The sequence below is a fragment of the Okeania sp. SIO2C9 genome (assembly GCF_010672455.1).
GTDB lineage: Bacteria > Cyanobacteriota > Cyanobacteriia > Cyanobacteriales > Microcoleaceae > Okeania.
In genome coordinates this window covers 121,871-137,241 of the sequence record NZ_JAAHGO010000015.1, presented here as the reverse complement: position 1 = coordinate 137,241, position 15,371 = coordinate 121,871, and the positions used below count along the sequence as shown (strand labels likewise).

Sequence of the window (15,371 nt, the reverse complement as noted above, 5' to 3'; positions counted from 1 at the left end):
TTACCATCATATATAATAAGATATTAACAGTAAATCATTTAGGATTGCTATCTATTAATTATTATCAATAACCAGAATAATATCAAATGCATGATTTAGTTAAATTTACTCTCAGAGATATGATTGAATGTAGTTTTAAACTACGTCAACTAGGGAATGAAGCAGCCAGTATGGAGGAAATAAGCAGTAGAATTGTTAATTACCTTTATAATAATTTAGCTAATGACCAAACAAAGGAAAAATATTGTGCTTTAATTCGCTTTTTTAAAACCCATGATTTTGACGATTTAGAGCCACATATACAACAATTTGCTCAACAAATATTAGAAGATAATTATAGTACTGAAAAGTTAAAATGTTTAACACTTTTAGCAACTGTTGGTGAGCGGGAAGAATGGAATAATCGCCTTAAATCTAAAGGTCATCAAGCCATTCCTCTCTCTTGTCGGAAAGTAGTAGAAAAAATCCCAATGATTTTTCAATTAATTTATCAGCTTGGTTTAGATATTAATTTACTACTCAAACCGGAACCTCAACAGTTAATTGAATTAGAACAAAAAAACTATAATGTTTTTTATGTTCCTGACGCAATTTCTAGTGAATACATTCCAGCAAAAGAAAACTTTGTAATTCCTTTTGGGATTAAATCTGTTTTAGCTTTTGGAGGCTTGTTACCTGACGGTAATCTGTTTGCAGTAATTATATTTTCTAAAGTGAAAATTCCTCGTGCTACAGCAGAAATGTTTAGCACTTTAGCTTTAAGTATTAAAACAGCTATTTTACCTTTTGTCGGCCGCAGAGTTTTTAATAGTTATTGTCATCTAATTTCTGCTGTACCAAAGGTTGAAGAATTAAATTCAAAAATTGCTACTTTGACCCAATTACTTGAGGTTTCAGAACGCTCTACTATCAAACAATCAGACCGCTTAGAAAAAACTATTAGTCAACTTTCTGAAACTCTTGAAAACCTAAAAAATACTCAAAAAGAGTTAGAAATCAAACAAATTGAAGCTGAATCTGCTAATCGTGCTAAAAGTGAGTTTATTGCAATGATGAGTCATGAAATTAGGACTCCGATGAATGGAGTTTTAGGAATGACAGAATTACTATTAAATACAAATTTAACTTCACAACAACGTGATTTTATTGAAACAATTTGTGATAGTGGAGATGCTCTTTTAAATATTATTAACGATCTTCTCGACCTTTCAAAAATTGAATCAGGAAAACTAGAATTATACTACGAAGCTTTTAATTTACAAGAATGTCTTGAATTTATTCTTGATTTATTTGCTCCTAAAGCATTCGATCAAAAAATAGAATTAGCTTACTATTGGTATCCTTCCACTCCTAAAAATATTATTTTAGATTCCCGAAGAGTGCGTCAAATTTTAGTAAATATTCTGAGTAATGCTTTAAAATTTACAGAAAATGGTGCAGTGACTGTATCAGTATCTAGTCAAGTTATTAGCCAAGCAGAAAAAAAACCTTATTACCAATTTGAATTTGCTGTAAAAGATACAGGAATTGGTATTTCTCTAGAACAACAAAATAGTTTATTTAAACCTTTTAGTCAAGTTGATAGTTCCACAACTCGTAAATATGGAGGAACAGGTCTAGGCCTGGTTATTTGTAAGCGTTTAGTAGAAATGATGGGAGGTAAAATTTGGGTAGAAAGTCAGCTAGGTAAAGGTTCAACTTTCTATTTTACTGTTACCGCCAAAATCACAGGTGATGTACCAAAAACTATTCCTGCTAGTTTGTCGGGAAAAAGAATTTTAATTGTTGATGATCATGCTACTAATTGTCAAATTTTAACCCAACAAATACAAGACTGGAATATGTTACCTGTAGCTACACAAGAACAAAATCAAGCTTTAGAATGGTTAAGGCAAGAGAGAGATTTTGATGCTATTATCTTAGATTGGGAAATGCTAAATATGGATGGTTTAACTTTAGCTAAAGAAATTAGAAAGTTACGATTTTGTCGAGAATTACCTTTAATTATAGTAACTTCCTTAGAATTTCCCGAACGAGAAATAGTTAGTAAAATCAATTTTTATGCTGTATTAAAAAAACCGATTAAACAATCTCAACTTTATGAAACATTAGATCGTGTTTTTAGATTAGAAAAACCAAAAACCATAGTACAATCAAATCCTCTGAAAATGATTGAACCTATTAAAAATTCTCTTCTTTCTATTCTGGTTGCAGAAGATAATCAAGTTAATCAAAAACTTACTTTATTAATGTTAAAAAGCTTGGGTTATAGTGCCGATGTAGTAATTAATGGCTTAGAAGTAATTGCAGCAGTACAACGTAAATCCTATGATATTATCTTAATGGATATGGAAATGCCAGAAATGAGTGGGGTAGAAGCTACTTGTTGGATTCGTCAACATTTTCCAGATAGCCAAAAACCTTATATTATCGCCATGACTGCAAATGCAATGGAAGAAGATCGCCAAACTTGTTTAAATTCAGGAATGAATAATTATATTTCTAAACCCGTGAAAATTGACCAGTTAAAATCTGTATTAACTGAGGGAGTAGGGAGTAGGGAGTAGGGAGTAGGGAGTAGGGAGTGTGGGGAGATGGGGAGATGGGGAGATGGGGAGATGGGGAGATGGGGAGATGGGGAGATGGGAAGATGCCTAGATAGATGGACGCAGGGATTTTCTGTAATGAATAGAGCGAGTAGAATTAATTACTCAATTATCCAATCTCCGCGTCCCCTTGTCACCGCGTCACCGTGTCAAATCTTACAGCGCTTTTCAAATTGATGAACCACATCTTCACACATCAAACCTTGTAGGGACGTTCCATGGAGCGTCCCTACTAGACATCTGGTAATAATAAAAAATCAATATCTATATCGATCTGAAATTATCAATTCTTCCCCTCCACCGGAGGGGTTAGGGGTGGGTTCCCGACTGCCTACTGCCTATGCATGGAGGAGATGTCTACTGTGGTCTACCCAAATGAAAACTGCTGTAAAAACTTACCCTTGTAAGCAGATGGGGACCCACTCCTGACACCTGAACTCTGAGTCCTAAATTATCCAGATACTATAGCGCTGTGCGCAGGCAACAGGCAACAGCTCATCTGGCAACAGGGGGAATAAAAAACCGATAATATAAGACTTTTAGCTATTGGACATCTCCTGCAATTTGTAAATATGCCAGCGCACATTGCTATATCTAGGGCTTGCACCCATAAAGCTCAAAGTATTCCCTGGCAAAGATTTCAGCCCTTGCAAATGCTAATAAAGTACCAGCTTTTAGGTAATTGAGGTTCAAAAATGAGCGGATTTTGGGCCAGATAGAGACACCCAAGGATAGAGATAATTTTTCCTTTGTACATCCTCTACAACTCCTGACTCCTCTTGACTCTTCACTACTCCCTACTCCCTACTCCCTGCCTTAGTAAAAAGACTTTTGAGTGCAAACCCTATCTAAATCAAATGAAAAAAAAAGAGTCAAAACCCCGACTGTTATTCAGATGGAAGCCGTTGAATGTGGTGCTGCGGCCCTATGTATCATCCTAAGTTACTATGGTCGCATTATACCTCTTGCCAAACTCCGACAAGAATGTGGAGTTTCCCGCGATGGCAGCAAAGCATCTAAAATAGTTGGTGCTGCCAGAAATTACGGAATGGAAGCAAACGGTTTCAAAGCAGAAACCCTCGATCAACTTGACGAAATATCTCCTCCCTATATTGTATTTTGGGAATTTAATCATTTCTTAGTCGTAGAAGGATTTAACAAACATCAAGTTTTCCTCAACGACCCTGCTACCGGACCTCGCAAAGTTTCCTGGGATGAATTTGATGAAAGCTTTACCGGAGTTATCCTCACTATCGAACCCGGAGAAGACTTTGAAAAAAGTGGTCGTAAACCAAGCATCATCCCATTATTATATCAAAGACTCCGACCATCTTTAGGCGCAATAATTTATTGTATCATCGCCGGTTTTCTGCTAGTAATTCCAGGTTTGACAGTACCAGTATTTAGCCAAATATTTGTTGATAATATTCTTGTAGAAAATCGTACCAACTGGTTGCGACCCCTAGTATTGGGAATGACGATCGCCACGATATTACAAACTTTACTGACTTTATTACGACTACGCTACCTAAGAAAATTAATGATTAAATTATCTGTAGGGATGTCTAGTCAGTTTATGTGGCATATTCTGCGACTACCAGTAGGATTTTATGCCCAAAGATATGCTGGAGAAATTAGCGATCGCGTCAGTATAAATAATGAAGTTGCCCAGGTGCTTTCCGGACAGTTAGCGACTACAGTTATTGATACAGTAATGATAGTATTTTATGGGTTGGTGATGTTTGCCTACGACCGCGTACTAACTTTAATCGCAATTAGCTTTGCTGCGGTGAATATCTTAGCTTTACAGTTGGTATCTCGGCAACGGGTAGATGCCAATATGCGGTTAGTACAAGACGAAGGTAAACTAGCAGGGGCAAGTATTGCGGGGTTGCAAAGTATGGAAACCCTAAAAGCATCGGCGCTGGAGTCTGACTTTTTTTCTCGGTGGTCTGGATATTATGCGAAAACCGTGAATACTCAACAACAGTTGGAAGTGACAAACCAAGTTTTAGAGATTTTACCAACATTTTTATCATCCCTCACATCAGTATTGGTATTAGTCGTAGGTGGTTTGCGAGTTATGGAAGGGGAACTCAGTATTGGAATGTTGGTAGCATTTCAGAGCTTGATGTTAAGTTTTCAGCAACCTGTAAATACTTTGGTTGGTTTTGGCAGCACTCTCCAGGAATTAGAGGGAGATTTGAATCGACTTGATGATGTATTGAGTAATGAGACCCAGGAAGAAGCTGAAGGGGAAAAAGCTGAAGGGGAAAAAGAGCAAGTATTTGAAGAATCAAAACTCAAAGGGTATGTAGAGTTAAGGAATATTACATTTGGCTATTCGCAGGTAGATCCACCTTTAGTCATAGATTTGAATTTGTCGTTGCAACCAGGGCAAAAGATAGCATTAGTTGGTGGTAGTGGTTCGGGAAAATCGACGATCGCCAAATTAATTTGTGGTTTGTATCAACCGTGGGAGGGAGAAATTTTGTTTGATGGTGTTCCCAGAGAAGATATTTCGCCCACAGTATTAACTAATTCTCTGTCGATGGTGGAACAAGAAATATTTTTATTTGGAGGCACGGTGCGGGATAATTTAACTTTGTGGAACCCGACAATATCAACAACTCAACTGATGAAAGCTTGTCAAGATGCCGTTATCCATGAAGCAGTTATGGCACTTCCTGGTGGATACGATGGTGAGTTATTGGAGGGGGGTGGAAACTTAAGTGGGGGTCAAAGACAAAGGTTAGAAATTGCTCGTGCTTTGGTAAATAATCCCACAATATTAGTAATGGACGAGGCAACGAGTGCATTGGATGCGGAAACAGAGAAAATAATTGTTGATAATTTGCAGAGTCGGGGGTGTAGTTGTATTATTGTAGCGCATCGCTTGAGTACTATTCGTGATTGCGATGAGATTATTGTCTTGGAAAATGGCGAGGTCGTGCAACGCGGCACCCATGAGGAAATGTTGCAGGAAGAGGGAGTATATGGGGGGTTGATTAGTTCTGAAGGGTAATTAGAGATATGATATCATCAGGACTTACGGATAGACATACCTGCAGGGTTTTTGGCAACGCGTATTATACCACAGAAGTGCGTATAACGCTCTGATTTTGCGTAAATTCTAGTTTAATCAAAAATAATAGAAAACCTAAATGTTTTCTCGCTAGTTAAAATTTTTAATAGATAGGTTTTTTCTTCTCAGAGCCGATTTTTCAGTCAAATTTTGGCTTCGAGGGATTTTAATTGGCCATCTGCAAACTGGTTTTTCTCTCATGTGTCCTAGTCACGGCAATTTTTCTTGACTCCCACTATTAATACTTAACTAATCGCGATCGCTTTCACGGCAATTTTTCTTTGCTCCCAGTATTAATACTCAATTAATCGCGTTGGCGGAGCCTAGAGACATCTATATCGCTCTGTTACGCTATTTTTGTACTACATTTTGAAGTGCGGAATATGGGTTATATAGAAAGATTAAATAATACTTTACGTCAACGAATTTCTCGGTTAGTTAGAAAAACTTGATCTTTTTCTAATTTTTTAGAAAATCATTTGGGTGCTACGCGCGTATTTTATTCATCATTATAATGAAGCGATCGCTTCACCGTAATTATCACTACATATACAGGACTACCAAAGATTGATTTTACATCTGTTGTTGGTCACACTACTTTTACGGTAATTCTGCCAATGCTATAATATTAAGTCAGGATTAAGTAAGCAGGGAGTAGGGAGTAGGGAGTAGGAAAAATCGGCATATTTGCCTTTGAAGCTAGAGGTATGGTTTTTTTAATAACTAATCATCCGTTAGCGCAACTCCCCTGGAAAGAGCTAGGGTAGCTCCTCCGGGGGAGGCACATGATATAACTTTTTCTGCGAACTAACCTGATTATTGTGCTAATAATGATGTTTAATGATTATCTATAGCAAGGAACGAGTTGGTTAGGACATAGATTAATGATGAACCTTAGACAGAGAAATATTTTTCCCACTGTTGCCTGTTTCCTGCTATAACAAACAAACCAAACCTATCTCGAAACTCGTATTTTTAATATAACAGCAACTTATGATGAAATTTCCCGGATACAAGATTCTGACACAAACTTACGAAAGTGCTAATTCTGTAGTCTATCGAGCTATCCGAAAACAGGATAATCAAGCAGTTATCCTCAAGGTACTCAAACAAGACTATCCTACACCTGCCGAACTGACTCGATACAAACAGGAATATGAAATCACTAGCAACTTAGATCTAGATGGCGTAGTTAATGCTTATGGATTAGAACCATATCAAAGAACATTAGTGATGATCCTTGAGGATTTTGGGGCATTATCATTAAAACAAGGGTTACTAGAGTCAAGTACTAACTTTTCTCTGCCGGAAATTCTCAAAATTGCCATCAAAACGACTGATATTTTGGGACAGGTTCACAGCAGTAATATTATCCACAAAGATATTAACCCTGCCAATATCGTCTTCAACCCAGAAACAGGACAAGTCAAAATTATTGATTTTGGCATTTCTACCCAATTAAACCGGGAAAATCCGACGCTGAAAAATCCCAATGTTTTAGAAGGCACATTAGCTTATATGTCCCCTGAACAAACAGGACGGATGAATCGAGCTTTGGATTATCGCACGGATTTTTACTCCCTGGGTGTGACTTTCTATGAATTGCTAACCGGAAAACTGCCTTTTGAAACAACAGATGCATTAGAATTAGTCCATTGTCATATTGCCAAACAACCCATACCACCCAAAGAACTCAGAAAGCACAAAACAGGAGGCACAAAGGAAGAAATTCCTCAAGCTTTATCAGATATTGTGATCAAACTGATGGCCAAAACAGCGGAGGAACGCTATCAAAGTGCTTGGGGAATTGTAGCAGATTTGCAGGAATGTCTATTTCAATTACAAACAAAAGGAGAAATTTTCGAGTTTTCTTTGGGGACTAAAGATATTTCTGATAAATTTCAAATTCCCCAAAAACTCTATGGACGTGAGGCGGAAGTTGAAACATTATTAGCAGCATTTGAGAGAGTCGCAGATAATCCTCAATCCAAAATAGAGATGATGCTAGTAGCGGGTTATTCCGGTATTGGTAAATCAGCATTAGTTGCCGAAATTCATAAACCGAATACTCGACTGCGTGGCTATTTCATAGAGGGAAAATTTGACCAGTTTCAGCGAAATATTCCCTACTCAGCTATTGTCAGTGCTTTTAAGGGATTAATGCGACAACTGTTAACGGAAAGCTTTTCACAACTAACTCAATGGCGAGAAAAACTGTTAGCTGCAGTTGGTAGTAATGGGCAAGTAATTATTGATGTTATTCCGGAAGTAGAACTGATTGTTGGCAAACAGCCACCCGTTCCTGAGTTGGGGCCAACTGAATCGCAAAATCGCTTTAATCGTGTATTTGGTCAGTTCATCCGAGCATTTTGCACAAAAGAACATCCTTTGGTTATCTTTCTGGACGATTTACAGTGGGCAGACTCCGCCACCCTCAAGTTAATCAAACTGATGATGACCGATAAGGAAACACAATATTTGTTCCTAATTGGAGCCTATCGGGATAACGAAGTCAGCCCCACTCATCCCTTGATGATGACACTGGATAGATTAAAAAAACAGGGTACAATTGTCAATTCGATTACCTTAGCACCATTAGCATTAGAGTCTATTAGCCAGCTAATTGCTGACACATTACATAGCGACACTGATGAAGTTAAACCTTTGGCACTATTGGTGAAACAAAAAACAGGTGGCAATCCCTTCTTTGCTAATCAATTTCTCAAAACCTTGCACTCGGAAAATTTAATCACGTTTGATTTTCAGCGTCATGTCTTCCTGTGGGATATTGCCAATATTGAAGGCCAAGATATTACGGATAACGTAGTAGAATTGATGATTGGCAAGTTCAAGAAACTACCAGAATCCACCCAGCAGGCTTTACGCTTAGCAGCTTGTATTGGTGCTTCTTTTGATTTAACTACCATTTCTATTATTTGTGAAAAATCCAAAGAGGCAGTTTTTCCTGATTTAGTAACGGCAATTCAGTCTGGATTGATTTTGCCTACATCAGAGTTAGATACAGAGCTTTTAATTCAAGATTACAGGTTCCTACATGATCGCATCCAGCAAGCAGCTTATTCTCTAATTGCAGAAAAAAATAGACAACAGGTTCACTTGCAAGTCGGGCAACTGCTCCTCAAAAACTTAAACGCAGATGAATTGGAAGAAAATTTATTTGATGTAGTTAATCACCTTAATCGAGGTGAATCTTTAATCACTGACTCTAATGAACGCTATCGACTGGCTCAATTAAATCTACAAGCATCCCAGAAAGCTAAATTATCTTCCGCATTTGAAACGGCATTAAAGCTACTCAAAACTGTAATTAAATTTCTGCCTAAAACTAGTTGGCAAGACCATTATGAATTAACACTAAATCTCTATTTAGAAACAGGAGAAGCAGAATATCTAAACGGAAATAATGAAGCTGGTTTAGATATTTTAAAACAAACTGATTCTCACGTAAAAAATATTTTAGATCGCTGCCGTCTCAATGAGTATAAAATCATGTGTTATCGCATGGAAAATAAATTAGACTCAGCTTATAAAGTTGGTTTAGAAACCTTGAAAATGTTAGAAATCGACTTTCCTCCCTATTCAGATCAAGACTATCTCTTAAATGAACTGAATCGTACCAAAGCAATGATTAACCAGGTACTTAATTCCAAAATTTCTCCAGACAATCAGACCGCATTTTCCCTAGAAAGCTTGGTAAATTTGCCTCAAATGCAAGACCCAGAAAAATTGATGACACAGCGAATTTTGAAGGAAATTTGGCCAATTGCCTACTTCCTGGGTTCTAAAGAATTGCACGTCTGTACGATGAAAATTACCCAGCTTTCAATTCAGTATGGGAACTCTCCCATTTCCGTTTTTGGTTATATGCTGTATGCCTTTAATTTAGTGTTTGGCTATGGGGAAGTTGAATCAGGCTGTGCAATGGGACAGTTGTCTTTGAAGCTGCATGAGCTGTTCCATACCAAGGAATTGGAAGCAAATATTTTAAATATGTGGGGAGGATTAATCCTACTTTATAAAGAGCATATAAGTAAGTGTAAACCTCATTTATTAAAAGGGTTTAATAGCGGTATTGATACGGGTTCCTATCAATGGTCTGGTTACTGTGCAGTTAATTTCATGTTTCAATGCTTCTTTGGCGATGAATCCTTAGAGCGAACTGCACAAATTATCGAAGACTTTATTCCTTCCTTGACTAATGTTGACAAAAATATGCTCAATTATCAACTTATTGCAAGAGAAGCAATTGTTAATCTCACAGAAGGAGCGGAGGAACCAGAGCAGTTTGTTGGTGAATGGATTTCTGACAAGGAAGTTCTGGAATTTGGCTTAAAGTCTAATGATTTATTAACAGTATTTGTCGTCTATCTTTATAAATTAGCCTTAGCTAACTGGTATGGCAAATTCGCGAAAGCCGCCGAGTATGCTCTAGAAGGAGAGAAGTATATTGAAGGTTCTGAGGGTATCTTTACAAATCCAGTCTTCTATTTTCATCAAAGCATTGCTTTGGCAAGTGCTTATGAGTTGGCAGATACTCAAACGCAAGAAAAGTACCTGAAAGTGTTGCAAGCGAATCGGAATAAGTTCGATAAATGGGCAGAACATTGCCCGGAAAATTATCTCCATAAGTTTAAATTGATTCAAGCAGAACTCGCTCGAATTACTGAAAAAGGCTATGAAGCAATTGATTTCTATGATGAAGCGATCGCCTCAGCTCGAGAGAATGGCTATACCCAAAACCAAGCACTCGCTAATGAGCTGGCCGCCCGATTTTATTTGGCAAAAGGTAAGGAAAAAATTGCCAATATTTACTTAGAAGAAGCTCAGTATACCTATCTCCAATGGGGCGCAACTGATAAAGTCAACCAGCTTACGACTCAATATCCTCAGTTGTTGTTCCCAAAAACAGATATTCAACGGAATCTAAAAACCATTAGTATTGCCTCAACAAAATCTACTGATACTCTGGATTTAAACACGGTTCTCAAAGCTTCCCAAGCCATTAGTCATGAAATTGTCCTAGATAAATTACTCGCCAATCTAATGAAAATTATGATTGAAAACGCCGGGGCACAACGAGGATTTTTGGTACTACCGTCTCAGACTCCTTCAGAGAATGGAACAGGACAAAAACAATGGCAAATTGAAGCGTCTGGCGAAGCGGATGTTGATAAAATTGCACTGTTGCAGTCAGTTCCCATCGATCGACATTTACCCATATCAATTATTAACTATGTCACCCGTACTCGAGAAACCGTTGTTAAAAACGATGCCGTCAACCAAGGCCAATTTACTCACGACTCTTATATCAAAGCGAATCAAACCAAATCTATTTTGTGTGCGCCATTAATTAATCAGGGTCAACTCAGTGGTATTGTCTATCTGGAAAATAATCTTACCACAGGAGCTTTTACACCAGATAGATTTGAAGTCCTGCAACTACTATCCGGACAAGCTGCGATCGCGATTACTAATGCCAAACTCTATGCGGAGGTTAAAGAAAGCGAACGACGGCTGACTCAATACCTAGAGGCCATGCCTGTGGGTGTAGCTGTCCACACGACCACTGGACAACTCCACTATGTCAACCAGACAGGACAAAAGTTATTAGGCATCAACATTTCACCCAAAGCTACAACCGAACAAATTGCAGAAGCATATCAAGTTTATCGTGCCGACTCCCAGGATTTATACCCCACCGAGCGACTGCCGATATCGCGTTCCCTGGTTGGTGAAACTGCCAAAGCAGATGATTTAGAACTTCACCAATCAGATAAGATAATTCCCTTAGAAGTTTCCAGCACACCAATTTTTGATGAGACAGGTAAGATTTCCTATGCTATTGCAGCTTTCCAAGATATTAGCGATCGCAAGCAAGCTCAGAAGATTCTGGAAGACTACAACCAAACGTTAGAAAATCAAGTGGCCTCGCGCACCCAGGAATTAAAAAATACCCTCAACAAACTCAAAACCACCCAAAATGAATTAATTCAATCAGAAAAAATGGCAGCCCTCGGACAACTGGTCGCCGGAATTGCCCATGAAATTAACACACCCCTGGGAGCCATTCGTGCCGCCATTGGTAACACTGACAAAGCCCTAGAAGCATCCTTATCTCAACTACCTCAACTATTGCCCCAGCTTAACCCACAACAACAAACCGACTTTTTCAGTTTCCTACAACTTGCTGTTAGTAACCAAACCAGTCTCAGTACCAGGGAGAAACGTCAAATTAAACGCACACTCACTCAACAACTTCAATCTAACAACATTACCAATGCCAAACAACTAGCTCACCTACTAACCGAAGCCGGATTACATCATAGTTTGGCATCTCAAATATCTTTACTGCAAACTCCGCAAGTTCACCAAATAGTGCAAATAGCCTACGATATTGCCCGCCTCCACACCAACAGCAAAAATATTAACAACGCTGTGGAAAGAGCTTCTAAAATTGTCTTTGCTCTCAAGAGTTACGCCCGTTACGACCACAGTGGAGAAAAACAGTTAGTTCAGATTACTGACGGTATTGAAACTGTGTTGGAGTTGTATCACAACTATTTAAAAAAGGGTGTGGATGTGGTTCGCAACTATCAAAATATTCCAGAGATTCTTTGCTATGCTGATGAATTAGTGCAAGTATGGACAAACTTGATTCATAATGCAATTCAAGCGATGGATGGAAAGGGAAAAATAGAAATCCAAGTGCAGGTAGAAAATCAAGATATTGTAGTGGAAGTGACAGATTCTGGAGCTGGTATACCCCTAGACATTCAGGATAAAATCTTTCAACCTTTCTTTACGACAAAAGCTGCTGGAGAAGGTAGTGGTTTAGGGTTGGAAATTGTCAAAAAGATTATTGACAAACATCAAGGAAAGATTGATTTTACATCTGTTGTTGGTAAAACTACTTTTACTGTGACTATTCCCATTGAGTTAACAGACAACGGCATATACAATCAAGCTTAGAGTAACAGAACTTACCAAATAATTGAGGTAAAAATCTTCTCTATAGTCCTATTACTTATATAATTTATAAATTAAAGATGTAAAATATTTAACCTCCTAAAAATTGGCCATTTACTCCTAGAATGTTATGACTGAAGCAGCTATTCTGTGTGTTGATGATGAAACTGTTATTCTGGAAACCCTTCAAGAACAAATTAGCCGTTACTTTGGCGAGGAATTTGTGTACGAGGCAGCCGAAAGTGCTGAGGAAGCCCTAGAAATTCTCGAAGAGCTAGATGAGGAAGGAGTCAAAATTGTGGTGATTGTCTCTGACTGGCTAATGCCTGGAATGCGAGGGGATGAGTTTTTAGTTCAAGTCCATCAGCGATTTGGTGATATTAAAACAATTATGTTAACTGGACAAGCTGATGAGTCGGCGATTCAACGAGCCAAGGAAGAAGCTAATCTTTACTCCTGTATCTATAAACCGTGGCGGGAAGCAGAGTTGATTAAAATTATCACGACAGCCCTTGAGTCAGTATGAACGAACTAGCAATTCTTTTAGTAGATGATGAACCGATGGTTTTGGAAAGTCTTTCTGAAGAGTTACAACGAAACTTTGGTCAAAATTATGATATTGAAGCTGCTGAAAGTGGTGAAGAGGCGCTCGAAATTTTAGGGGAATTGCAGGCTGAAGGAATAGAAGTTGCTGTAGTGATTTCCGATCAATTAATGCCTGGTATCAAAGGAGATGAACTTCTGAGTCAGATTCATCTTCAATATCCAGATATCTTGAAGGTTATGCTGACGGGTCAAGCTGGAGTAGATGCAGTGGGAAATGCTGTGAATTCAGCTAATCTCTACCGTTATATTACTAAACCCTGGGATACAACGGATCTCAATCTGACAATTAAGGAAGCACTCAGTAAGTACTTGCGGGTGAAACAACTCGAACGACAAAATGCTCAACTGCGGGAAAATGAACGTCGCCTGACTCAGTTTTTGGAGGCGATGCCAATTGGTGTCTCGGTTCACGATGTGACCGGAAAACTTACCTATGCTAATCAGAAAGCTAAGGAATTACTCAAGTTAGACGTTTTACCCGATGCTCAAATTGAAAAGCTTTCGGATACTTTTAAAATTTATCAAGTAGAAACTAAACAATTGTATCCTTCAGAGCAACTGCCAATTGTACGTTCGCTGGCGGGAGAAACGCTTCATTGTGAGGACATAGAAATTCATCACCCAGATCGGATTATCCCGATCGAAATTTCGACTACACCTATTCGGGATGAAACAGGCCGGATTTCTCAGGCGATCGCTGCTTTCCAAGATATTAGCGATCGTAAACAAGCGGAAGACGAACGAGAAAAGTACACTAGAGAATTGTTTGAACTCAATGAAGCCTTATCCAGGTTTGTTCCCCGTCAATTTCTCCAATCTCTTGCTCGCAAAAGTATCAGTGAGATTCAACTAGGGGAGTGCGTCCAGAAACAAATGTCAGTGTTGTTTTCCGATATTCGTGCTTTCACAACACTTTCAGAGCAGATGACTCCAAAAGATACATTTAAGTTTATTAATGGCTATCTCCGACGTATGGAACCTGCAATTATTGAAAATGGTGGTTTTATTGATAAATATATTGGTGATGAAATCATGGCACTGTTTGAAAGAAGTGCCGATTATGCAGTGGATACAGCAGTGACCATGTTAAAAATTCTCGCTGAATATAACTTAACCCGACAACGTCCAAACCGCAAACCCATCGAAATTGGCATTGGAATCAATACAGGGATGTTGATGTTAGGAACGGTAGGCGGTAACTTTCGTATTGATACTACTGCCATTGGCGATACGGTTAATCTCGCTTCCCGTCTCCAGCAGTTAACGAAAGTATATAATACTCCGCTTCTAATTTCTCATCATACTTTAGCTTGTCTGGAAGAACCAATGAAGTATGCCCTGCGAGCGATCGCTCAAGTGCAAGTTAGAGGGAAATCTAGGAAAGTAGGGGTATTTGAGGTATTTGAGGCCGAGCCTCATGACCAAAAGCAGGCCAAATTGGCAACTAAGCCGATTTTTGAAGCAGCTATTTTCCAATACTATCAAGGAGTAACTGAGTCAGCCAAATCCCTTTTCTATCAGTGTTTACAGAACAATCCCCACGATTACGTTGCTCAAACTTATCTGCAACACTGTAGTTAAGAAGGAGTCAGGAGTCAGGAGTCAGAAGTCAGGAGGCACGGAAGGAAGAGAATTAGACATCTCCTCCAAAAGAGGCAACAGGCAACAGGCAATAGGTCATTTCAGTTATCAGTTATCAGTTATCAGTTATCAGTGAACCTCCGACTGAAGTCGGAGGCTTGAAATACTGAACTAAATATTTTTTTCATCCCCTTAAAAGGGGAGGCACATACCCTCATTTTTTGGTAAGAAGGTTTGCCGGATTTTGTTAATATTAGTAAATAACCAACTTTTGCTTGATATATCATTTGAAAACGCTATAGATACTCATCATAGCTTTTATAGCAGAAGAAAGAAGGAAGAGGGAAGAAGGAAGAAGGAAAAGTATTACGTTATCTGAGTTTTAAGCTTTTTATCTGTCCTAACCTTTGCTTCGACTGCTATACAGCGTATTCCATATTAGTGAGGTACACCAGTCGTGGGCAAGATGCCCGCACTTGCATTCACTTTACCATTCATATTTGTAT

The 15,371-nt window shown here is 38.5% G+C and carries 6 protein-coding genes and 1 pseudogene; all 7 read left to right on the top strand.

Annotation, left to right across the window (positions count from 1 at the left end):
• Positions 1–86 precede the first annotated feature (86 nt).
• The 7 genes and pseudogenes from F6K23_RS14895 to F6K23_RS14865 all read left to right on the top strand — a co-directional run bounded on the left by F6K23_RS14895 (position 87) and on the right by F6K23_RS14865 (position 14,865).
• Entirely contained in the window at positions 87–2,567 is a 2,481-nt protein-coding gene (locus F6K23_RS14895) for a response regulator (RefSeq protein ID WP_293156660.1), read from the top strand.
• A 27-nt stretch (positions 2,568–2,594) separates the two neighbouring features.
• Positions 2,595–2,783 (top strand): hypothetical protein, encoded by a 189-nt coding sequence (locus F6K23_RS14890; RefSeq protein WP_293156657.1) that lies wholly within the window; start codon positions 2,595–2,597, stop codon positions 2,781–2,783.
• Between the two features lie 658 nt (positions 2,784–3,441).
• Complete coding sequence (locus F6K23_RS14885; protein ID WP_293156654.1) at positions 3,442–5,631, top strand: NHLP family bacteriocin export ABC transporter peptidase/permease/ATPase subunit; 2,190 nt, start codon at positions 3,442–3,444, stop codon at positions 5,629–5,631.
• Positions 5,632–6,080: 449 nt separating this feature from the next.
• Positions 6,081–6,228 (top strand): annotated as a pseudogene (locus F6K23_RS14880) (IS1 family transposase); the annotation flags it as partial.
• Between the two features lie 456 nt (positions 6,229–6,684).
• Positions 6,685–12,681 (top strand): ATP-binding sensor histidine kinase, encoded by a 5,997-nt coding sequence (locus F6K23_RS14875; protein ID WP_293156651.1) that lies wholly within the window; start codon positions 6,685–6,687, stop codon positions 12,679–12,681.
• Positions 12,682–12,808: 127 nt separating this feature from the next.
• A complete protein-coding gene (locus F6K23_RS14870; RefSeq protein WP_293156648.1) occupies positions 12,809–13,204 on the top strand; it encodes a response regulator in 396 nt (131 codons plus the stop codon).
• Positions 13,201–14,865: an adenylate/guanylate cyclase domain-containing protein gene (locus tag F6K23_RS14865; RefSeq protein WP_293156645.1), complete on the top strand. Its 1,665-nt coding sequence runs from the start codon at positions 13,201–13,203 to the stop codon at positions 14,863–14,865. Before F6K23_RS14870 ends, F6K23_RS14865 begins: the two co-directional genes overlap by 4 nt.
• The last annotated feature ends 506 nt before the right edge of the window (positions 14,866–15,371 follow it).

Bases quoted from the DNA above. Each gene is read 5' to 3' on its own strand.
- F6K23_RS14875 (WP_293156651.1), top strand. From the start codon at position 6,685: ATGATGAAATTTCCCGGATACAAGATTCTGACACAAACTTACGAAAGT.
- F6K23_RS14895 (WP_293156660.1), top strand. From the start codon at position 87: ATGCATGATTTAGTTAAATTTACTCTCAGAGATATGATTGAATGTAGT.
- F6K23_RS14870 (WP_293156648.1), top strand. From the start codon at position 12,809: ATGACTGAAGCAGCTATTCTGTGTGTTGATGATGAAACTGTTATTCTG.
- F6K23_RS14865 (WP_293156645.1), top strand. From the start codon at position 13,201: ATGAACGAACTAGCAATTCTTTTAGTAGATGATGAACCGATGGTTTTG.
- F6K23_RS14890 (WP_293156657.1), top strand. From the start codon at position 2,595: ATGGGGAGATGGGGAGATGGGGAGATGGGGAGATGGGGAGATGGGGAG.